This window comes from Nocardia sp. NPDC002869, assembly GCF_046764065.1.
Lineage (GTDB): Bacteria > Actinomycetota > Actinomycetes > Mycobacteriales > Mycobacteriaceae > Nocardia > Nocardia rhamnosiphila.
This window is the reverse complement of record NZ_JBKOOL010000011.1, coordinates 1-21,177: the sequence shown is the minus strand read 5'-3', so window position 1 is coordinate 21,177 and position 21,177 is coordinate 1. Positions and strand designations below refer to the sequence as shown.

Below are 21,177 nucleotides of genomic sequence, written 5' to 3'. Positions count from 1 at the left end.
GCTCGCATCGGCCCGCCCGTCCGATTCGGGCGCCGAATACTCGACCGGCGGCCGCGTTTCGCGGACCTACTTCCCAGTGTCGGGAAATACCCGGCGCCTACCGTCGCCTCCAGGTGGCTTACCCTGCCAGCAGGCGAGGGTCGGCGGAAGGGAAGTCCGAGTTGTCAGCGGCCGAGGACGCGTTCTACACGGGCGTGCAGAGTTTGGGATTGGTCGCCGGTGGGGTGCGCAACGAAGAGCACGCCCGCGCGGCGTTCACGGCGGCCACGGATATCGATCCGGATATGTGCGACGCATGGCTGGGACGAGCCATGGCAGGGGAGGTCACGTCCGAGGTCATCTACGGTGCTTACCGCTCCTCGCACAATCTCTACCGCGATCAGCAGCGTGCCGGCCTGGTGGACCGGGCACTGTGGTGCCAGGTCGAAATAGGTGTCTTCGGCCTGCGGGTCGCGATGGCCGATCGCGATCAGATCGCCATCGCGCAGGCGTGTGCGTACGCAGACGGGGGCGAATGGCAGGAAGCGGCCGCGATTCTGGACGAGGTGCGCGGTGACGATGTCGCCGATTTCGCGCGGATCGCCCTGTTCTACCGGACCGGGCGCTGGCCCGATGTGCTCACCGCCCGTGCCGCGAAAACCGTACTCGAGGACGGTCTGCTCGATATCGCCGCCGAACTGATGGCGGCCACTGCGCTCGCGCATCTCGGCAGGTTCGGGGAGGCGTTGCCGCGTGCGCAGCGGATCGTGGAGGACAGTCAGTCCGGGAGTCTGTCCTACATCTGGGCCGATGCGCACTATCTGCTCGGCATGATCATGCGGCACAACGGTGAGCACGACGCGTCCGACAAGATCCTCAAGGGCCTGCAGGGGTCGGGCCTGTGGCCCAACCGGCCGGACTGGCAGCAGGCGGTGCGGGACAAGAATTTCCGGCTCGAGGTCACCACTCCGGCCGTGATCGCCTCCCGGACCGATATCTGGGATCCCAAATCCGGTGACGATCCCGCCGAAGTGGCGGCGAGCGCGGCCAAGGCCGAGCGCGACGAACTGCTCGAAGAGGCATCCAAGCTGCTGCAGTCGCAGATCGGCATGGACTCGGTCAAGGAGCAGGTGGATCGGCTCAAATCCGGTGTGCTGATGGACCAGGTCCGGGCCAAGCGCGGCCTGGCGGTCGACTCACGATCGAATCACCTCATCTTCTCCGGGCCACCCGGTACCGGTAAGACCACCATCGCGCGGGTTATCGCCAAGATCTTCGCCGGGCTCGGCGTGGTCGAGAACGCCGAGGTCATCGAGGCATCGCGTAACGATATGGTCGGCACCCATCTCGGCCATACCGCACCCAAGACCAATGCGCTGATCGACTCCGCGCTCGGTGGCGTGCTCTTCATCGACGAGGCCTACACCCTGATCCAGGAGGGCCTGTCCGGTGGTGACGCCTTCGGTAAGGAAGCGGTCGATACGCTGCTGGCCCGGATGGAGAACGACCGGAGCAAGCTGGTTGTGATCATCGCCGGCTACGAGGCCGAGATCGACAGGTTCCTGCAGTCGAACGAAGGCCTGTCGTCACGTTTCACCAAGCGGGTCCGGTTCCCCAGCTACGATCCGGACGAACTCGTCCAGATCGCCGATCACATCGCCGGCAAGAAGGATTCGATCCTGTCGGATCAGGCACGGGAGGTGCTGCGCGACCGCTGCACGACGATGTCGGAGGAGAGCAGGAACGGCCGCCGCCTCATCGACCTCGCCGGTAACGGTCGCTTCGTGCGCAATGTCGTGGAGGCCGCCGAGGCGGAACGGGATTTCCGGTTCACCCGCGACAATGTCGATATCGCCGCGCTCACCGACGAAGAGCTGATGACCATCGACGCCTTCGATATCACCGCCGCGCTGCAGGGGCTGGCGCCGGTCGGAAAGTAGCACCCGCCTCCCGCCCGGCCGACTATCCCCAATTCTGGGGAGTGGTCGGTTCGGGCGTGCGCGTTAGGTTGTGGCCGAGGTCGGCGGAAGGAACGGTTACCGGTGGCACGCTTCCGGGTGGTGACCAAGCACCAGGTTTCGGGTTGGCGGTTTCTGTTACACCGGATCGAGCATGCCCTGGTCCGTCGTGACGCCTCGATGATCGACGACCCCTCCCGCGGCCGGTCCACCGCGCTGGCGGTCGGGGTCGCGCTGGCCTGCATGGGGATCGCCGGAGCCGCGGTGCTGGCGTTCTTCAAACCCGCGAAACCGGTGGGAGACTCACCGATCCTCGCGGAGAAGGACAGCGGTGCGCTGTATGTCAAGCTCGGTGAACGCCTACATCCCGCCCTCAATCTCACCTCGGCCCGGCTGATCGTGGGACAGCCGGCCAAACCGGTGGAGGTTTCGCAGTCCGAGCTCGCGAAGTACCCGCGTGGCCCCTGGGTAGGGATACCCGGTGCGCCCGGGCAGATCAACGACGAGGCGGAGAAGGATTCCGAATGGACGGTCTGTGATACCGCCCGAACCGGGGCCGCGGCACCGGTCGACCAGGAGACCGGCCTGCCGACACTGTTGCGTTCGGCGGTGCTCACCACCGCCATCGCCGGGCCGCTCACCGTCGACGGCGATGCCGTGCACGAACTGAGCGGCCGCCAGGCCCGGCTGCTCCGCGGTGAGGATGCGACCTGGCTTGTGTATTCCGATCCGGAACAGGGCGTGGTACGCGCCGAGATCAATCTCGCCGATTCACCGGTGATGCTTGCTCTCGGAATCGACAGCCACGCACAGGTGGCCGCCGCGTCGCCCGGGCTCTTGGGGGCGATACCCGAAGTTGCGCCGATCCGGGTGCCGGATGTCCCCGGCTCCGGTACCCCCACGACACTGAAACCGGCGCTCGATGCGGTGGTCGGGTCCATCGTCACGGTCGCCACGCCGAATCAGCCGGCCGCCTATTACCTGGTGTCCAATTCCGGCCTGGTCCGGGTCAGCGGGGTGCTGGCGTCCATCGTGCGAAACGCGAACTCACACGGTGCGGTCGCTACGACAACGATCGGGCCGGACGTGGCGGCGGCGAACCTACGTCCCGGTGATTGGCCGGGCACCGCGACCTATCCGGCCGAATCGGTCGAAGTCCTCGATCCCATTCGTGACCTGATCACCTGCTACCACTGGGAGCGCACAGGTACCGATCCGGATGCGCATACCCGGTTGCTCTTCGGCAGGCAGCTGCCGCTCACGAAACAGGAACAGGGCCGCACCGTCGGCTTGGTCACCGCCCCCTACTCGGGCGGTATGACCGCCGATTATGCCTACCTGCCCCGAACCTCGGGAAAATTCGTGCAGGTCACCGGTGCCGAACCCGGCTCACCGCTGCGCGAATCGCTGTTCTGGATATCCGACAGCGGTGTCCGCTACGGCATCGATGCGGATCTGAAGGGCGGTAACGGGAAAGATCCGTCGCTTACCGCACTGGCACTGCGTGACCCCGTCCCGGCGCCGTGGAGCATCGTCTCGCTGTTCGCCGTAGGCCCGGCGCTCTCGGTCGGCGACGCCATGATCCAACACGACGGGATACCGCCGAACATGACGGGTGCGCAGATGACGGGGAACAGATGACCGCGACGCGCCGTTTCGTCCGGCCGGCCCGTATGGTGCGCGGGCCCAAGGCTCCCGCCGTCACCGAACTCCGGCTGCAGCCGCCGACCGAGTTGCCCCGGCCGGTGCCGATGTCCAAGATCAAGATGATCATGCCCGTGATCATGGCGTGCGCCATGGTCGGCATGATGGCGATGATGTTCTCCGGCGGCCGTGCCATGTCGCCGATGATGCTGATGTTCCCCATGATGATGATCGTGTCGATGGTCGGCATGCTCGGCGGCCAGTTGGGTGGGGGTGGGGGAACCAACAGCACCGCGGCGGGGCTGAACGAGGAACGCAAGGACTATCTGCGCTCGATCACCGACAACCGGAAGACGGTGCACGAGGCCGAAACCGAACTGTACGACTATCTGTCCTACACCCACCCGGGCCCGGCCGGTCTGGGCCGTCTCGTCGGCGGTAAGCGGATGTGGGAGGTGCAGGTCGCCAATCCCCAGTTCCTGCGTGTGCGGATGGGGCGGGGACGGATCGCCAACCAGGTCCGGGTCATCGTGCCGGAGGCGGCGCCCACCTCGGATCTGGACCCCGTCGGTGTGGTCGAGCTGACCCGATTCGCGAAAGCCTATTCCACGGTCGGCGGAATGCCGGTCGCGATCAATCTGTTGTCGGCGCCGCTGGTCGGCCTCGACGGTGACGCGGACGCGGTGGCGGGTCTGATCCGGGCCATGCTGGCCGAGATCGTTGTCCTGCACGGACCGGACCAGGTCGCGGTGGCGGCGGTGCTCAACAATCCGGACGACCCGCAATGGGCCTGGTTGAAGTGGCTGCCGCATAGCCAGCATCCCACCGAAACGGACGCTGTCGGATCGAGCCGCATGGTGTATCGGACCGTGGCCGAACTGCGGACGAAAGTACTCGCGGGGCTCAACCGCGGCCCGTTCTCGGCGAACAACGAGCCGGCGCTGGACAAATCGCACTACGTGCTGATCGTGGAGCCCGGTGGTGCGAACACCGATCGCGATATCTCCGGTATCGACGGCTGCACCTGGTTGCGGCTCGGCGAGTCCGAGCAGACCCTGCCACGGTCGCTGAGGTTCGCCGTCGCGGCGGACCGTACTCTCCAGGAACTGACCCCACGCGGTAGCCGGTTGGTCGGCACCGCCGACAATATGTCGATCCCGCAGGTCACCGCGGTGGCGCGGACACTGTCCCCCTATCGACTGTCCACCGTGGTGGAGGCGGTGGCCGCCGAGCAGGCCAGTGGTAGCACCTCGTGGGAAGACCTGGTCGGCATTTCCGATCCGGGCAATATCCGGGTGGACCGGCAATGGCCGGTACGCCGCGACGCCGACCGCAACCGGCTGAACATCCCGTTCGGCCACGACCCCACCGGTCAGGTGGTGCACCTGGACATCAAGGAATCCGCCGAGGAGGGCATGGGCCCGCACGGGATGTGTATCGGCGCCACCGGTTCCGGTAAATCGGAATTCCTGCGCACCCTGGTCCTCTCCGCGATCGCCGAGCATTCCCCCGATGTACTCAACCTGCTGCTCGTCGACTTCAAAGGTGGCGCGACCTTCCTCGGTTTCGACCGACTCTCCCATGTGACCGCGGTCGTCACCAACATGGAGGAGGAGGCAGATCTCGTCACCCGTATGGAAGACGTGATCAACGGCGAGATGGCCCGTCGCCAGCGCATCCTGCGCGACGCGGGGAACTTCGCCAGCGTCGCCGACTACGAGAAGGCGCGGGAGCAGGGCGCCCGGCTCGAGCCATTGCCCACGTTGATGATCATTCTCGACGAATTCGCCGAACTGCTGGAGCAGCATCCGAGCTTTTCGAAGCTGTTCGTCGCGATCGGCCGTCTGGGCCGCTCGCTGCGGATCCACCTGTTGCTGTCCTCGCAGAAGGTCCCGGCCAACCGCATGGGTGAGCTGGAAGCGCATCTGTCCTACCGGATCGCGCTGCGCACCAACCAGACCAGCGACTCGCGTGACGCCATCGGCACCGCGGACGCGTACCACCTGCCGAAGAAACCGGGTTCCGGGTATCTACGGGTGGGCGCGGGCGATCTCCAGCGATTCCAAGCGGCCTATGTCGGTGGGCCGTATACCGCGCCCGCGCAGGCTTCCACTTCCAGTGCACAGCGCGCCCGCCGGCCCGGCGGTGGATACAAACCGCCGCAGCGGTTCACGGCCGACTACATCGCCGAAGCGCGCCCGGCGCCGGTTGCGGCGGTGGCTGTGCGCGCGCCCGAACCGGAGGACACCGAGAGCGAACCGGTCAGCGTGATGGAGACCGTGCTGCAGCAGTTCGCGCGGCACGGCCGTCCGGCCCACAAGATGTGGCTCCCGCCGCTGGGCGTTCCGCCCACGCTGGACAGGCTGACCGCCGCGGCCGAACCCGGCACGCTCGTGCTGCCGTGGGCGATCATCGACAAACCGCGCCAGCAGCGCCAGGACGTCTGGTCGGTGGATCTCTCGGGCGCGGGCGGCCATGTCGCGGTCGTGGGCGGCCCGCAGTCCGGTAAATCCACGGCGCTGCAGACGCTCATCCTGTCGGCCGCGCTGACCCATACGCCGGAGCAGGCGCAGTTCTACTGCTTCGACTTCTCCGGCGGCCTGTCCGCGATGCGCGCACTGCCGCATGTGGGCTCGGTGGCCTCGGCGCGCGATGTGGACCGCATTCGGCGGACTTTCGCGCTGATCCGCAATCTGATCACATCCCGGCAGGCACTGTTCGATCACCTCGGTATTGATTCCATGCGTGAATTCCGGCGGCGCCGGAACACCCCCGAGGGCTCGGCCGAGTTGTCGTCCTACGGCGATGAGCACGGCGATGTTTTCGTTGTCGTGGACGGCTGGGATATCGGGTTCGCCATCAACGGGCCGTACTACGACGAGTACATGCCGACCATGGAGTCCGTCGCCCTGCAGGGCCTCAACTACGGTGTGCACCTGGTGGTCAGCAGTTCCCGCTGGGCCGCGATCCGGCCCCAGCTCAAGGACCTGATCCAGACCCGCCTGGAGATGCGTCTCGGCGACCTCACCGATACGGTGTTCAACGCCCACCGTGCCGTGGTGGCCGCGGTGCCGCCGAACCGTCCCGGCCGCTGCGTTTCGAGCGAGGCCCTCCATATGCTCACCGCGCTGCCTCGTACCGACGGCAACGGTGACGCGGAAACCGCGGCCGCGGGGTTGAGTGCCGCGATAACCCAGGTAAGCCAGACCTACGCGGGCCGGCAGGCACCCGAGGTCCGGTTGCTGCCGGCCCAGGTGACGATGCCGCAGATCCTGGCCCGGGTTCCGCAGCCGACGAATCTGGCCGAACGGCTCGCGGTTCCGTTCGGTGTCCGTGAATCCGATCTGGGGCCGGCCGTCATCGACTTCGGTGTCTCCACCCATTTCGTGATCCTCGGTTCGACCGGCTGTGGAAAATCGACCGTGTTGGGGGCACTACTGGAATCCATCCGCACCCGGTTCACGAAGGATGAGGCCCGGGTACTGCTGATCGATTACCGCCGCCAGCATATGGACGCGGTACCCGAGGAACAGTCGATCGGATACCTGACCAGCGCCCGCGATGTGGTGGACAATCTGCCGTTCGTCGCGGAGAAGCTCCGTGCTCGCCGGGCCCCGGACGGGGTGACCTCCCAGCAGCTCAAAGAGCGGTCCTGGTGGAGTGGGCCGGAGATCTTCGTGGTGGTGGACGATTACCACATGGTCGCTCAGCGTGGGCAGATGAACCCGCTCGACCCGCTGCGGGAGCTGATCGTCGACGGCCGCGACACCGGTTTCCACCTGATCGCCGCCCGCAATATCGCACAGGCCGATACGGCCATGTACGACACCGTCCTCGGCCAGGTGAAGAACCTGAACTCCTCGGGTTTGATCATGGACGGGACGAAAATGGACGGCATGCTCATCGGCGATGTGAAGCCCACCAAACAGCCGCCGGGCCGGGGGATTTTGGTGGAGCCGCTGACTTCGACGAAGGACCTCGTACAGTCGGCCTGGATCCCCGAATGAGCTCCGTCCCTCGGCCGTTCGAGGGGATTCCCCATAGATGGGAATGGCCTAACGTACTTCATGTACCGCTCTGTTGCGACGACCGGCAACGGGCACGGACGTTTATCGATCGGAGTTATCGATGATCCCCTTCGAAGTCAACCCTGGAGAGCTTCCGGCAATCGGCGCCGCGGTGAATGCCCAGGGCGCCGGCCTGGCCTCCTTCCTGCAATCGGTGGCGCCGTATACGGTGCCGGAACCCTCGGTTGCCTGTGCGCCGGGTTTCTACATGACGGCAGGTCTCGGCGTCGTCGACGCCGTGATGAACGCTTACCTCGCGGCCTGCAACACCGAAAGCGGTCTCTTCGGGTCCAGTCTCGGCCCCGTATCGGTGACCTTCGAGTCCACCGATGTAGCCGGCGGCGTGGGAGTGGCGGCGGTTGGAGATTCCATTGCGGGCCGGGTGTTCGGCAGCTGATCGATAACTGGTTCGGAGCAGGGATGCTATGCCGTTTTTCGAATATTTCGCCCTGGAGCCGCTGCAGAATCGAGAGCTGATCGATTCCGGGGCCGGTGCGGCACCACTGACCAATGCTTCACGTGCTTACTCGGCGATCGACAGCGCGCTCGAATCCATGGCGGCCAATACGGATGGCCTGATCAGGAACATGGGCATCGCGTGGCCGCGTGGAGTGAGTTCCCAGCGCGCGCAGGCGGCATTCGGGAAGCACAACGAGTGGGTACGTCAGCAGGCAGGAAACGCGTCGAAGATCGCCCAATTGGCCGATCAAGGGGCGCATCTGCACAACAGCGCGCTCCGGGCGATGCCGTCGCGGTTCGAGATCGAAGCCGCCATCGCGCAGTTGGCCGCATCCGCTGCTCTGATGACCTCATCCGGCACGGTCGCCTCCGCGGGGGCCGGGCCCGCTTCCGCCGCAGCTCTTTTGGTTTTCGCTGGAGCTAGCGCGTGGCACGCCATGGCCGAGATCGAGTACAACCGCCTCAAGGTCCAGGCCGCCGCGACGATGATGGGCTACGAGATCGGAGCCCTGGGTCTGCTCGTCAACCTGGTCGGGGTGGCGGGCTCGTTCACGCCACCTCCGCCGATCGTCCTACCGAGTGCCGGGTCGCCGCCACCGGTGGGGCACGACGCGGTGGCCCCGCTACAGGACCTGATCACCAAGGGGCCCGACAGTTCGTACTATCCCGGAAACAAACCGACGACGACCGATACCGGGCAGCACACCGGTAACGGGTCGGACTCGGCGGGTGATTCGAATTCAGGCGGTTCCGATTCGGGTGGTTCCGATCCGGGCAGCGGTGGGGACGGGACGGATCCGGGGCCCTCGGGTCCGGAACAACAGTCGCTCACCGATCCGCAACAGGCGGTCGGATCCGAATCCGGCCTCGATTCCGGGTCCACCGGCTACGGCACGGAGTCGTCGTATTCGAGTCCACTGCCGGGTGTTTCCTCGGAGTCCTCGACGCTGGTCGCCCTCGGTGGTGGTGGTGCGCTGGCCGGCTTCGGCATCGCCCGCGGGGGTATCGGTTCTATGGCCGGTGCCGCGACGGGTTTCCGGTTGCCGGGTAATTGGAACCCCGCCTCGGGCACCGCTTTCGGCGCATCCAACCCCGCCGCGTCTTCGGCGGCGCCGGCTCGCGGTGCGGCACGGCGGGTATCGGCGCCCACCGCGCGGATGCGGCGTCGCCGCCGGGAGGAGGAAACGCGAACGGGGAAGGTCTTCACCCCGGGCGAGCAGTTCGAGGTCCCGGAGCTCGAGCGGCCGCCGGTGATCGGTGTCATCGAATACGAGGATGACGAGCCCGAGACCGAACTGCTCGTGGACTCCTCACTCGTGGGAGTACTGGACCGGCTCGACGAAGAGAACGAGTCGGAGAATGGATACAACGCCCGGTGAGTTGACCGGGTTCACTGAACATCGAAAGGAAGAACACCATGGTCAGCGCCAATCCAGCAATATTTCAGGCGAATCCGGATGATCTGATCGCGATCGCGAAGAAGATGAATGGCCCACTGCAGAACCTGGAAAGGCACCTCAAAGACCTTACCAGCATTCAGGGTACCCTCGAGACCGCGTTCAAAGGCAATGCCGGTCAAGCGGTCTACAACGCATTCGGCAATGTGCACTCCACCGGTACCGGCATCGCGCGATACCTGGAAGACATCATGGCGCAGATCAACCAGGCAAGTTCGAAGTTCGATGAGGACGATCGGGCTGCTTTCCAGCAGGTGAAGACTGCGATGGGCGATGCGGCCGATGGGAGTTTCAACACGGGTGTCAAGGATGGCGGCTGGCAGAGCGATGCGCAGGAAAGCACCGTTGGTCCGCCGAAGGCGAAGGTCGATTGGGTGTGACAGGGGGGCGCTGACCCAGCGTCCTGGATGCGTTCGTACATAATATTCGAAAGGTTCGATTTCAATGAGCATGCCAATCTATACAAACAAGGCCGAGATCGAAGAATCGCTGACTCGGTCGAAGAGCGTGGTTCAAGGTTTGCAGGAGAGTAAGACAGAGCTGACCAATATGCAGACCGAACTGTTGAACACCTTCAACGGTGGGGGCGCCCAGATCTACAAGGATGTGGCGGATCAACTGGGGAGGCGGCTCACCAGTTTCGATGAGAGCATTACTGCGCTCGACAATTCGACGGAGCATGCCGCGCGGCTTATCGGCGAGGCAGACCAAGCTGTCGCCAATATGTTCTCCAACCTTCTCTGAGGAGATTGCTGGTTTGACCGATCATACGTCGATGGCCACAACATCGGCGGAGGTGGAATCCGGCGATCCGGTATCGGTGGATCTGAACGTCGATGCCGCCCTTGTCCTGAAAGACATGGTCGGCATCGACGCTTATCCGTTGGTCCTGGCGATCATGCCGAACATCTACCGAGTCTCCGACCGCGACCGGGTCCGGGCGGTTGTCGCCGAACAGCTCGCCGCGGACGGGATCATTTCCGGTGGTGAGGTGGATCCGGTGGTCGCCGGTTGGCTCCGGTGCCTGAACCGTCCGGATACCGAGCTGGCCATCCGAGTGCTCGACAACGGCCGTGGAGGGGAAACCCCGACCATGCTGCGCGCCTCGCTGGTTCGCAGCGGGGAGCAGCACGTTCTTGCCGTCCGATGTGACGACGAGATCGTCATCCAGCCGGTCTTCCACCAGGGCCGGCAGCTGGATACGCTCACCGCGGTACTGGGATCGATCCTCGGTGACTACCCGGTCCTCGATTTCGAACCGTTCACCCGCGCCGACAGCGATCCGGCAGATTCCGAGCCGCCGCCCGAGGACGCGGACGGCGTGCGAGCCGGCCTGCGTGAACTGGGCGCCTCCCCGCGGACCGCGAACGTGCTCACCCGAGCTCTGGGCGAAATCGTCCGCCAGACCGAGGTCCTCATGATGGAGCATCGAGATGGCGGACCTGAAACACCCGACTTCACAATCTGTATGAACGTACTGGACACGTTTTCAGGGCGGTTCATGATCACACCAAGCGTAACGTTGGACGGCCGGACCCGGTCGACCTTCCGGCCGGGCGACCACACTGCCCTGCGCAGTGGTATCAACACTCTGGCCGAGCTGCTGCCCGGCCGTAGCTGGTTCGATACCGCACGTACCGGTTGACGTTCCAGTGCTGGATGAGAGGACGGTGAGATGAACCGGGCACCGACAACGAACGGCGACGCGACCTCCGCGCTCGCCAGAGGTGGTTACGACGCCTACTTCGCGCAGCTCGATGAACATCCCGGCAGTGGAGCGGCCACGGCGGCGACCACTTCCGGCCCTCCCGAGATCTCATCCACGGCTGTCGGGGCCGTGCCGACCACAGCACCGGAAACGGGGACCGATCAGATGAGTTCGGCGATACCGCATCCTCCGGCGCCCGGGCCGTCGGCGGAATCGCCGTCGGCCGGTGCCCCGCAGGCCGCGGTATCGCCGCCACAACTCACCGGCCCCCCACCCTCGGCGCCCGAGGCGCCGGTCGTGGACGACGGCGAACTCGCCGATCTGCGGCAGCGCGCGGCCACGGCTCACCAGCAGGCGGCCGCCGAGGAACAGCAGGCCATCGCGCGGCGGCAGCAGCAGGGTACCCAGGGCGTAGCGCCGCCGCCCCCCGCCGGCCCCCCGGTCGCGGCGCCGGAACAGAGTGCGGGCGCGTCGGATACCTGGACGTCACCGGCGGTCGCGGGGCCATCCCCGGCCGCGCCGCCGTACACCGCTCCCACGCAGTCCGCGCCTACGAGCGGATACTCCACCACTCCTGCCGGGTACGCCGGGCCACAGCAGTCCTACACCGGCTACTCCTCGGCCCCGGGCGCCCAACCGGCGGCTCCGCAGCAGGCCGCCGACGCATCCCGGGTGCCGGACCGGATCCATCGACCGGCCTATGACACCACCGGGCGTATCGAGGTGCTTCCGCCCGCCCTGGCCTCCGCGGAACTGCTCGCCGAGATCGCCGCGGTGCGCCAGGCACATCTGCGTTCGAACAAGGGTGTCCGTGGTGCGCTGAACAAAGTCGGTTTCAACCTCGGCCTCTCACCGGCCGAACAGGAGGCCGAGAACCGGCGTACCCGGATCCGACGTCAGCTCAGCGTGCCGTACCAGATCGCGGTGGTGAGCGTGAAGGGCGGCGTCGGCAGGACCACGACCGCGGCCGGTCTCGGTTCCACCTTCGCCAAGCTTCGGCCGGACCGGGTGATCGCCATCGACGCGAACCCGGATTTCGGTGATCTGTCCAGCCGCACCACGCGTCATCAGTTCGGTTTGACGCTGCGCGATCTCGCTCAGGCCGGCGGTCGTCTGGACTCCTTCTCTGCCGTGCACTCCTACACAGCTGTCAATACAGCCGACCTCGCCGTGGTGGCGTCGCCCTGGAGTACGGACGCGGGGGAGGCGCTGACCGGTACCGAATATCAGACCGGTGTGGAAATTCTGCGTCGCCATTACAATCTGCTCGTGGTCGACTGTGGAACCGGTGTGCTCGATTCGTCGACCAACACTGTGCTGCGTACCAGCGACGCCGTGGTGGTCGTGACACCCGCGACCGTCGGCGGGGTGACCGGAGCCGTCGCGACCCTGAACTGGTTGAGTTCGCACGGCTTCGATCATCTGATCGCGGCCTCCATGGTGGCCATCGTGCGGCAGCATCCCGTGAAACCCACCGTGGATATCGAGGCCATCGAGAAACTGTTCGCTTCGGCGCAACGGCCCACCGTTCAGATCCCGTTCGATCCTCATCTCGCCGAAGGCGGCGAGATCGATCTGCGCATGTTGGACAGGGAGACCGCGCTGGCCTTCGAGAATCTGGCGGCCGGCCTGGCCGACGACTTCCCCGGTTATGTCGCGGAGCCCTCCGGCGGCGACCGCGGAGGTATGCGGTGACATCTGTGCAGACGGCGCCGGCAGCTCCGTCCGGCGACGCCGCACCTGCGGAGGTGGCGCGAGCGCGTATCGCCGTCATGGTCGCCACCTACCAGGTGGATGTGGTCGTGCCGACCAAGTTCACCGTCGAGACGTTCATCGACGACCTGGTCGCGGTACTCGCCAATGCGATCGGTGACGAGGAAGTCGATTTCACTCCGCCTCACGGCCAGTGGAGTCTCGCGCGGCCGGGCGAACCGCCGATTCCGCGCTGGCGCAGCCTCGCCGACCACGACATCGTCGACGGGACGGTGCTCATGCTGGCACCGGTGGAGTCGTCGGAGGTCTTCACCCCGGTGGTCGAGGACATCACCGACGCGCTGGCGCTGATCAACGAACGCGAATTCGCCGAGTTCGATCCCGATACCGCCGCGATCGTGGGGTTGGGTGTTTTCGGTGCCGGCGCGATCGGGATGGCGACCATGCTGTCTTGGGCATGGACCCAGTCCGGCTCGCTGCTGTGGTGCGGATTGCCCGCGCTGCTGCTCGGCGCGCTGTGCTGGGCGGCAGCGGTGGCGATCCGCGGTAGTGGTGCGGCGCGCCGGATTTCGCTGGGTGCGGGACTGGCCGCGATCCCGCTTCTCTTCGCGGGTAGCGCCATGCTGGTTCCGCCCGCCTACGGCGAGCCGGGACCCTTCGCGCCGGCCAATATCGTGGCCGGCGCGGTCGTCACCGCTGTTGCCGCCATGGCCATGATGCGGTTGACGGGCAGTGGGATCGCCACCCTGATGAGCATTGCTGTGCTCGGCATCGTGGTGACCGCCGTCGTGCTGCCGCTGGCCTACTTCGACCTGGTGACTCGCCAGGTGGCGGGCGCCGCAGTCTTCGTGGGACTGATAGTGCTCACCACAGCGCCCCGGATCGCGGTGGTGATTGCCAAGATCCGCCCACCGGATCTGCCCGACCCGGGCAACGAGGTGAACCCGGCCACCCTGACCGATATCTTCGACGCGGAAACCCACCGCGATGTGGAGCAGGATGCCGCGGTTGCCGCGGCTGCCGAAGAGACGCGCCGCACCGCGGAGGCGGGCATCGAGAGCCGGGCGCGGCTCGCGGTCACCAGCCTGCGCGGACTCATCGTGGCCGTGTCCGGTCTGCTGTCGGTGGCCACGGTGATCTGCGCGGCGGTGAGCCCGGGCGGGATCCGGGAGATCGTGATGGCGGCAGCGGTGGCCGGAATTCTGGCTATGCGATCCCGGTGGTACCCCGACCGTGTTCAGGCGATCGCCTTGGTGCTCGGGTCCGCGGTCACCGTGCTCGGTGTGACGGCCGTGCTCGTGACGGCGTACGAGACATCGCTCGCGCGGCTCACCGTCGTGCTGGTGGTCGCGCTGATCGCATGTGGCGCGCTGGCCGCGGCGCTGCGCCTGCCCGGAAAGCGGCTGACTCCGGTCACCCGCCGGATCACCGACCTCATCGAGTACGCGTTGATCCTCGTGGTGCCGGTGATCGCCTTCTGGATCATGGGCGTGTACACCGCCATGCGGGGAATCTGATGGCCCTTCGCCTGAACAGGGCTGCCGCGGCAGCCCTGGCCGCCGTGGTGCTGGGCGCCACCGCCGCCCCGGCGGCTGCCCTGGTGCCACCGGAGGTGGTGGTCGGCGTCGCGCCGCCGGATGGCCCGCCGGCCCCGGAAGCGCCGACCAAGCAGGAAAGCGGTTGCCTGGCCACCGGTGTCCTGCAGGATACGGATATCTCCCGGACACCGCCGTCGGAGCTGGCCCTGAACCTGGCCGACGCCAGGACCCTCAGTCGTGGTCTCGGGGTCACCGTCGCCGTCGTGGATACCGGCGTTTCTCCGCATCCGCGGCTGCCCAATGTGGTGGCCGGTGGTGACTATGTCGCGGCCGGCGGCGACGGGCTTCAGGATTGCGACGCGCACGGCACGCTGATCGCCGGGATAATCGGCAGCACGGCCGATCCCGCGGACGGCTTCACCGGTGTGGCGCCCGACGCGCGGATCATTTCCATTCGCTATCGGTCCGCGGCGTTCCGGGTGGAGCGTGGCATGTCCGATCAGAGGGAACGCCAGGCGCTGGAAGTGCGGACTCTTTCGCGTGCGATCACCCACGCCGCGAATCTGGGTGCGGGCATTATCGCGGTACCACTGCCGATATGCCTGGCGGTGGATTCGGGTGTCGATCTGGGGGTCCTGGCCGAGGCGGTCGGGTACGCCGTGCACACCCGAGGATCACTCATCGTGGCCGGTGCCGGAAACGCCGAGAGCAGTGGCTGCTCCCAAAATCCCGGCTTCGATCCCGGACGGCCCGGCGACCCGAGAAACTGGAAGTACGTCAAAACGGCCTCGCTTCCGGGGGTCTTCAGCGAGTCCGTGCTGACGGTGGGGTACACGACCGCCTACGGCGGGGTCACCGATGGATCCCTGATGGGTCCATGGGTGACCGTCGCCGCGCCCGGTACCGGCATCGAATCGCTGGGGCCGGGGTCGGCCGGCCTGATCAACGGCGTCGGGCAACCCGACAAACTCGGTCCCGTCGGTGGTTCCTCCTTCGCCGCGGCGTATACCGCCGGTGTCGCGGCACTGGTGCGCTCGCGGTACCCCAACGAAACCCCTGCGGAAATCACCGCCCGGCTCACCGCGAGCGCGCACGCCCCGGCACGCGGTATCGACAACACGGTGGGCGCGGGCATCATCGATCCGGTCGCGGCCCTCAGCTACCGGACGCCACCCGAACCACCGGAGGGCCTGTTCCAGGCCGGGCCGCTGGAATTGCCGCCGCCGCCCCGGGCACCGGACGCCAAACCCGGTATCACCGCGGCGATCGTGATCATCGCGGCGGTGCTGATCGGCGCGGCGACAACCTACGGCGTGAACTCGTGGCGGAGGCAGCGGCAGTGACGATTACCGCGGAACGGGCCGTCCGTGCCCCGGACCGCCGGGTCGCCGGGGTGGAACGTGGCCCGTTCGCAGTGATGGCGATCGGAGGCAGTGTGGTGATGGCCGGATTGTCCTCGTATCTACCGCTGTGGGGTGCCGCATCGATCGTCGCCGGGTTGCTGCTCACGGTGGTCGTACGGATCCGGGGCCGGACACCGGTGCGATGGTTCATCGATTGGCTCGACTTCCGGACCGGTAGATCGGGCCGCGCGAAGCTGCTCACCGCGCCGCTTCCGGTACGCGATATCGATGTCGCCGCCGGACTCTGCGGTATCGCGGAGGACGGTGACGTGCTCGTCGCCATGATCCAGCTGGCGCCGAACCTCGACCTGCCGACGGTGATCGCCGAACAGACCATCTACACCGAGGACACCGTCTCGGTGGAGAGCCTGCTACCGATGCTCGACCATTACGGCGTCGGTATCGATATCGACATTGTGACCACCGGTCAACGGGTGCGGGCGGCCGGCAGCTACAGCATGCTGTACGACCAGCTGATCGGGTCTCATCCCGTGGTCGGAAACCGGCTGACCTGGCTGGTCCTCCGGCTGGATCAGGAACGCAATCTACGGGCTCTGGCCAAACGCGGACCGTGTGCGGTGGTCGCGCCGCGCACCCTGGCCACTGCGGCGCACCGGATCGCGGGCCGGTTGCGTGAGCGGGGCGTGGCGGCCCATCCGCTCCCGGCGGCTGCCCTGCTGGATGCGACCCGGCTGCTGCACTCCGGAGCGGAGCTCGGTGATCTGACCGAACAGTGGGACCGTCTGAAGACCTCGGTGCCCGGACGGTTCGTCACGAGTTTCGGAATCGACTGGAAGCAGCTCGACGATTCCGGCCTGGACGACTGCTGGACCTGGAACAGTGGGCGCACCACGCTCGTGGTCAGCCTTTCCGGGGCGGGCCGGCCCAGGGCCGTCGTACGCTATATCGGCCCGGCCATGACCGAAGCACTGCCCGACTATCTACGCCGATTGCCCGGCCGTCAGTCGGTGGCGCTCCGTTCGACCCTGCCCACCGGAGACTCGCTGCGTGAGTTGACCCGCGACGAGAACACTCTCGAGGAGGCGCCCGAGGAGTTGAGTGCCGTGCTCGCCGTGCCGATCGGGCCCAACGGCCAGATCCTGGGCGCGATCAGCGGCCAGACGCGCCATCAGCTCGCGATGCCGCTCTTCGATCCCGCCCCCTATAATCCGCGTCGCCGCACGGTCGATGTGCAGGCGCTGCTGCCCGTCGCGCAGCAGCTGGTGCTGCGCGCGACCGTGGTCGGGGCCGATGTCGAGGTCCATACCAGCCGACCGCAGCGCTGGCAGCATCTGGTGAGCGCGGTCGGCGACGCCAGATCGCTGCGGCTGGTGGAGGCGGGTGAGGAGGAGCCGGGCGCGGGCGCCACCATCACGGTCTTCGACCAGCTGCCGCCGCAGGCATCCGCGGCGCCGACCACCGTCTCGATCAGCGATCCGGGAAGCCCGCGTCGCGGGTCGGTGGATCTGTCGATCGAACAGGTCGGCGAAGCTCAACTGGATGTACGGATCCCGATGCGCACCGTCCGGGTGAACCTGGTCGAACCACGCGGCGAGACCCGCTTTTTCGATCACAGCGATCGACCGCCGACGGTGGCCCCGCCGTCCGGTAATTCCGAACGGACCGTCCCGGTGACCCGGCCTCAGGGATATCCGGCCCGGTGAGTAGGACAGAGCAGGTAATCTCGATGACCGTGGTAGCGGATCCCGAATTTGACAGTGGCAGATTCGACAACCCGGACGGCGCGCAGGAGCAGACACCACGGCAGGCCGCCGCGGCGATCTTCTCCAGCCGACTGTCGGAACTGATCGCCGAATCTGTCGTGTCCACCGAAGACGGCTCGACCCGTGGGCTGACCTTGTATTCGCTTGCCCAGCACCTGGAACTCGCCTATCCGGATGTGCCGGTCTCGCAGTCCGGTCTGTACCGGTTGATCCACGGCGATGCCATTCCCCGACTCGACCTGATCATCGCGCTGGCGCGGGTCTTCGACGTGCCGCCCGAGTATTTCGTGACGGCGGAGAAGACTCGCTGAGCCGGATCGAGGAGAACGCCGCGCGGGCAGTTCGCAGGGCTCGATCGGGTCCCCAATGGTGGGAATGATGGCGTCGTCCGCGGGTTCATAGCCGATACCATTCCGGCTATGCCCGATGCGGATTCCGGAGACGTATTTCTCCGCAATCGAGGTGCGATTCTGGATGCGCTGCTGTCGGATCCGGCTTTCGGGCTCACGGGGAACGCGCCCGAAACGGCGTCCCCCGCGCCCGAACCGGCGCCGGTTTCCAGCCTGCCTGCTTCCGAAATTGCCTTCGACGAATCTCTACTCGCCCCGGCGCCCCGGGCACGTGAGGCGTCGGCTCCTATGGATGAGACGCCACCGCCGGTGGGGGTCCGCTCGACTCCGGTCGAACCCGATTCCGGTCCCGCGGTATCGCGGCCGCGTCGGTCGACGGCCGGACCTTCGGCGAGCGAACGGATCAACGCACTGCTCAGCGGGCAGTTGCCCGATACCCGGGACTCGTCGTTCGCCTCGGACAACGCCGAGCGGGTGGCGGACCGATTGAACTCGGCGGCCCCGCCCGAGGCCGAGGCCCAGCAGGCGGCCGCCCCAGAACCCGCCCGTCCCGAACGGCAGTCGCCGCAGGAAATGGCCCGCGAGGTCGTCGAGCAGCTGCGCAAACCGCGGGTCGTGCTGGCGGTCGCGGCGGTGGTCGCGCTGCTGATCGTGGTGCTGCTGGTGGTGACGGGGGGCAAGGAGGAGGCGGACACCCAGCCGCTGGCCGTCACGCCGGCGCCCACCCAGCCGGTGCCCCAGGCCACCGCGCCGCCCGGCGGCGGCACCATCGAACCGGAGTCGGCGGAGTCGAAGTGCCCGGCCGGCGGCACCGACGGTATGGACGCCTTCTCCGGCGAACCGGACAAGGCCTGGTCGTGCCCCCGCGCGTACAAGATCGACGGGCAGGTTTTGCGGATCGATCTGGGCAAGAAGTACAAGATCGATTCGATCGCCATCGTGCCCGGCTGGGACCATGTGGGCACCGACGGCACCGACCAGTGGACGAAATTCCGCACCGTGAGCCGTGTGTCCTACCAGTTGAACGACGACGACAAGACCACCTACACCCAGGAGACGCTGGACCAGCGGTCACTGGTGGTGACGCAGATCGAGCCGCCGATCGAAGCGTCGGAGATCACGCTCACCGTATTGAAATCCAGTGGTGACACCTCGGCCAACACCGTGGCCATCTCCTCGATCGTCATCACCGGGCAGTGAGGCCGGTCATGGGAGACGGGGCGCGATGGTGACGGCGCGATGCCAATACTGCGGTCATTCCGCGGCCGCCGGGGTCTCGGCGTGCACAAATTGCGGTGCGCCTCTCCCCGTATCAGCGGCCGGGCACGACCGTCCCGCGGCGCCGGTGGCCCAGCACGGTATGGCAGCCGGACATCTGGCCGAGATGAGTGGCTGGTCCGGGGCGCAGGCAATACCGGACAGGCACGGGCACCACGGCAACCACGGGACGGCCGGGCCGGAGCATCGGGACCCCGAGTACCACGCTCACACTCGGCGCGACCGGCACCTTCACGGGGTGCTCGGATTCATCCGTTCCCATCTGGTCGACGAAGCGGAAACCGTAGTCGAGAAACACCATCCGAAATGGCAATGGCGCGCGGCCGGCGGTATAGCGGTGGCGGTTCTGCTGGTGCTCGCTTTCCTGATGGTGAAATCCTGCACTCTGGCGGGTCCGCCGCTCACCGGGCCGTCGAGTTTCGGTGGGGGCGGTCCCGTGGCGGCGACCGACGCCGTATCGGCCCTGCCCGGCCCGTTGCGCACCGCGTCCTGCCGTCCGCACGACGAGACCGACGGTGTCCAGAGCTGCGTGCTCGACGCGGGGAGCCCGTTGTTGATGGGGGAGATCACCGGGGGGCGTCAGCTGGCGTTCCAGGTGCAGACCGCCGCACCCGGTGCTCTCGCCCAGGCGGTGGCGCAATGGCGTTCCGCCGGCGGCACCGTCGTGGCCGACGGTGAGGTGTTCGCGGCGATCAGCGCCTCCGCGGCGATCTGGTACGCCGACACGCAGTCGGGCCTGCGGGTGGACACCGGTGCGTTCACCGACAGCGCGGGCGCGCGTACCTTTTTGATCCGGTCCGGGTTGCTGCATCCGTAGTGCGGCCATCCAGCAGCCGTGTCGTGGCGAACATCTCATCGGTGTGCTTTCTTACCGGCGCGCCGGATTCGGTGACCGTTTACACACGCGTAACGTACCGCTATACAACGGCACAATAAACGCGTAGAGTGCCTGGTGAAGAAGTTCGAAACCGAAGCGGAAAGGCGCGGATCACGGTGACGACAATGCAGGACACAGTTTCGCCGATGCGATTCCGGATTGATCCGGACGAACTGGGGTCGGCGCGTTTCCGGACCGCGCTGTACCGCATGGCCGAGGCGCCGCCGGGTGAGTGGCGATTCACGCTCTACGCCGCGGGCGAGGGTGTTTCGCTGAGCCGGGTACTCCCGGTGCTGCACAGCCTCGGCGTCGAGGTCGTGGACGAACGGCCCTATCAGCTGGAATCCGACGGTGACCGTTCGGACTGGATCTATGACTTCCGCTTACGCGTGGTCTCGGCCGTGCTACGGACTCAATTGGATCCCGAGCTGGAGGCAGACCTCGATCAGCCCGAAAGCCACGGCGCCCAGGGAATCGCACAGCGATTCACCGCGGCATTCGAAGCCATGTGGTTCGGTGTCGCCGAGGTCGATACGCTCAACGAATTGATTCTGCGAGCCGGCCTGCACTGGCGTCAGGTCGTGGTGCTGCGTGCCTACGCGAAATATCTGAAGCAGGCCGGATTCTCCTACGGCGCCGCCGGTATCACCCGGGTGCTGCTGGCCAATCCGGATATGGCCCGTGGTTTCGTGCGCCTGTTCGAGGCGTATTTCGATCCGGACGGCGACGCCGATTCGGCCGCAGGTATCGCGGAATGGCTGGAAGCCGAAATCGACGCGGTGGTCAGTCTCGACACCGACCGGGTGCTGCGCGCGGTGCTCAATGTGGTCACCGCCACCCTGCGCACGAACTATTTCCGGCGCGACGGTGAGGGCGAACCGCCCGCGCACCTCTCCCTCAAATTCGATCCGCAGTCGATCACCCTGTTGCCGCAGCCGCGGCCGAAGTACGAGATCTTCGTGTATTCGCCGCGGGTGGAGGGTGTGCATCTGCGGTTCGGTGCGGTGGCTCGTGGTGGTTTG

General features: G+C 66.7%; 16 protein-coding genes. All 16 read left to right on the top strand.

The features are described from left to right. The first annotated feature begins 161 nt into the window (after positions 1 to 161). Complete coding sequence (gene eccA, locus ACLML9_RS03335; protein ID WP_411944070.1) at positions 162 to 1,919, top strand: type VII secretion AAA-ATPase EccA; 1,758 nt, start codon at positions 162 to 164, stop codon at positions 1,917 to 1,919. 102 nt (positions 1,920 to 2,021) lie between these two features. Further along, complete coding sequence (eccB, locus tag ACLML9_RS03330) at positions 2,022 to 3,578, top strand: type VII secretion protein EccB (protein ID WP_411944069.1); 1,557 nt, start codon at positions 2,022 to 2,024, stop codon at positions 3,576 to 3,578. Then, positions 3,575 to 7,588, top strand: a complete 4,014-nt coding sequence (eccCa, locus tag ACLML9_RS03325; protein WP_411944068.1) for a type VII secretion protein EccCa — start codon at positions 3,575 to 3,577, stop codon at positions 7,586 to 7,588. The genes eccB and eccCa overlap by 4 nt, the downstream gene beginning before the upstream one ends. Before the next feature lie 121 nt (positions 7,589 to 7,709). After that, on the top strand, positions 7,710 to 8,045 hold the full coding sequence (locus ACLML9_RS03320; RefSeq protein WP_411944067.1) for a hypothetical protein: 336 nt from the start codon (positions 7,710 to 7,712) through the stop codon (positions 8,043 to 8,045). A gap of 28 nt (positions 8,046 to 8,073) precedes the next feature. Next, the gene (locus ACLML9_RS03315) at positions 8,074 to 9,486 is read left to right on the top strand and encodes a PPE domain-containing protein (RefSeq protein WP_411944066.1); all 1,413 of its coding nucleotides are present in this window, start codon (positions 8,074 to 8,076) and stop codon (positions 9,484 to 9,486) included. A gap of 38 nt (positions 9,487 to 9,524) precedes the next feature. After that, complete coding sequence (locus ACLML9_RS03310; protein WP_411944065.1) at positions 9,525 to 9,944, top strand: WXG100 family type VII secretion target; 420 nt, start codon at positions 9,525 to 9,527, stop codon at positions 9,942 to 9,944. Between the two features lie 64 nt (positions 9,945 to 10,008). Next, positions 10,009 to 10,308 (top strand): WXG100 family type VII secretion target, encoded by a 300-nt coding sequence (locus tag ACLML9_RS03305; RefSeq protein WP_411944064.1) that lies wholly within the window; start codon positions 10,009 to 10,011, stop codon positions 10,306 to 10,308. 31 nt (positions 10,309 to 10,339) lie between these two features. Then, the gene (locus tag ACLML9_RS03300) at positions 10,340 to 11,209 is read left to right on the top strand and encodes an ESX secretion-associated protein EspG (RefSeq protein WP_411944063.1); all 870 of its coding nucleotides are present in this window, start codon (positions 10,340 to 10,342) and stop codon (positions 11,207 to 11,209) included. A 30-nt stretch (positions 11,210 to 11,239) separates the two neighbouring features. Beyond that, positions 11,240 to 12,967: an AAA family ATPase gene (locus ACLML9_RS03295; RefSeq protein ID WP_411944062.1), complete on the top strand. Its 1,728-nt coding sequence runs from the start codon at positions 11,240 to 11,242 to the stop codon at positions 12,965 to 12,967. Continuing rightward, the gene (gene eccD, locus ACLML9_RS03290; protein ID WP_411944061.1) at positions 12,964 to 14,502 is read left to right on the top strand and encodes a type VII secretion integral membrane protein EccD; all 1,539 of its coding nucleotides are present in this window, start codon (positions 12,964 to 12,966) and stop codon (positions 14,500 to 14,502) included. Before ACLML9_RS03295 ends, eccD begins: the two co-directional genes overlap by 4 nt. Next, positions 14,502 to 15,866, top strand: coding sequence for a type VII secretion-associated serine protease mycosin (gene mycP / locus ACLML9_RS03285; protein WP_411944060.1), 1,365 nt, complete (start codon positions 14,502 to 14,504; stop codon positions 15,864 to 15,866). Before eccD ends, mycP begins: the two co-directional genes overlap by 1 nt. Then, positions 15,863 to 17,590, top strand: a complete 1,728-nt coding sequence (gene eccE, locus ACLML9_RS03280; protein ID WP_411944059.1) for a type VII secretion protein EccE — start codon at positions 15,863 to 15,865, stop codon at positions 17,588 to 17,590. The genes mycP and eccE overlap by 4 nt, the downstream gene beginning before the upstream one ends. Before the next feature lie 23 nt (positions 17,591 to 17,613). Then, complete coding sequence (locus ACLML9_RS03275) at positions 17,614 to 17,961, top strand: helix-turn-helix domain-containing protein (protein ID WP_030525335.1); 348 nt, start codon at positions 17,614 to 17,616, stop codon at positions 17,959 to 17,961. A gap of 327 nt (positions 17,962 to 18,288) precedes the next feature. Continuing rightward, positions 18,289 to 19,200 carry a discoidin domain-containing protein gene (locus ACLML9_RS03270; RefSeq protein WP_411944058.1) on the top strand — a complete coding sequence of 304 codons (912 nt, stop codon included), beginning with the start codon at positions 18,289 to 18,291 and terminating at the stop codon, positions 19,198 to 19,200. A 316-nt stretch (positions 19,201 to 19,516) separates the two neighbouring features. Further along, positions 19,517 to 20,095 (top strand): hypothetical protein, encoded by a 579-nt coding sequence (locus ACLML9_RS03265; protein ID WP_411944057.1) that lies wholly within the window; start codon positions 19,517 to 19,519, stop codon positions 20,093 to 20,095. A gap of 206 nt (positions 20,096 to 20,301) precedes the next feature. Then, positions 20,302 to 21,177: NAD-glutamate dehydrogenase domain-containing protein (locus ACLML9_RS03260; protein ID WP_411944056.1), on the top strand; the 876-nt coding region annotated here is incomplete at its 3' end.

Coding starts and splice junctions, on each gene's coding strand:
- ACLML9_RS03275 (WP_030525335.1), top strand. CDS start 17,614: ATGACCGTGGTAGCGGATCCCGAATTTGACAGTGGCAGATTCGACAAC.
- ACLML9_RS03295 (WP_411944062.1), top strand. CDS start 11,240: ATGAACCGGGCACCGACAACGAACGGCGACGCGACCTCCGCGCTCGCC.
- mycP (WP_411944060.1), top strand. CDS start 14,502: ATGGCCCTTCGCCTGAACAGGGCTGCCGCGGCAGCCCTGGCCGCCGTG.
- ACLML9_RS03305 (WP_411944064.1), top strand. CDS start 10,009: ATGAGCATGCCAATCTATACAAACAAGGCCGAGATCGAAGAATCGCTG.
- ACLML9_RS03300 (WP_411944063.1), top strand. CDS start 10,340: ATGGCCACAACATCGGCGGAGGTGGAATCCGGCGATCCGGTATCGGTG.
- ACLML9_RS03310 (WP_411944065.1), top strand. CDS start 9,525: ATGGTCAGCGCCAATCCAGCAATATTTCAGGCGAATCCGGATGATCTG.
- ACLML9_RS03315 (WP_411944066.1), top strand. CDS start 8,074: ATGCCGTTTTTCGAATATTTCGCCCTGGAGCCGCTGCAGAATCGAGAG.
- ACLML9_RS03320 (WP_411944067.1), top strand. CDS start 7,710: ATGATCCCCTTCGAAGTCAACCCTGGAGAGCTTCCGGCAATCGGCGCC.
- eccCa (WP_411944068.1), top strand. CDS start 3,575: ATGACCGCGACGCGCCGTTTCGTCCGGCCGGCCCGTATGGTGCGCGGG.
- ACLML9_RS03270 (WP_411944058.1), top strand. CDS start 18,289: ATGGATGAGACGCCACCGCCGGTGGGGGTCCGCTCGACTCCGGTCGAA.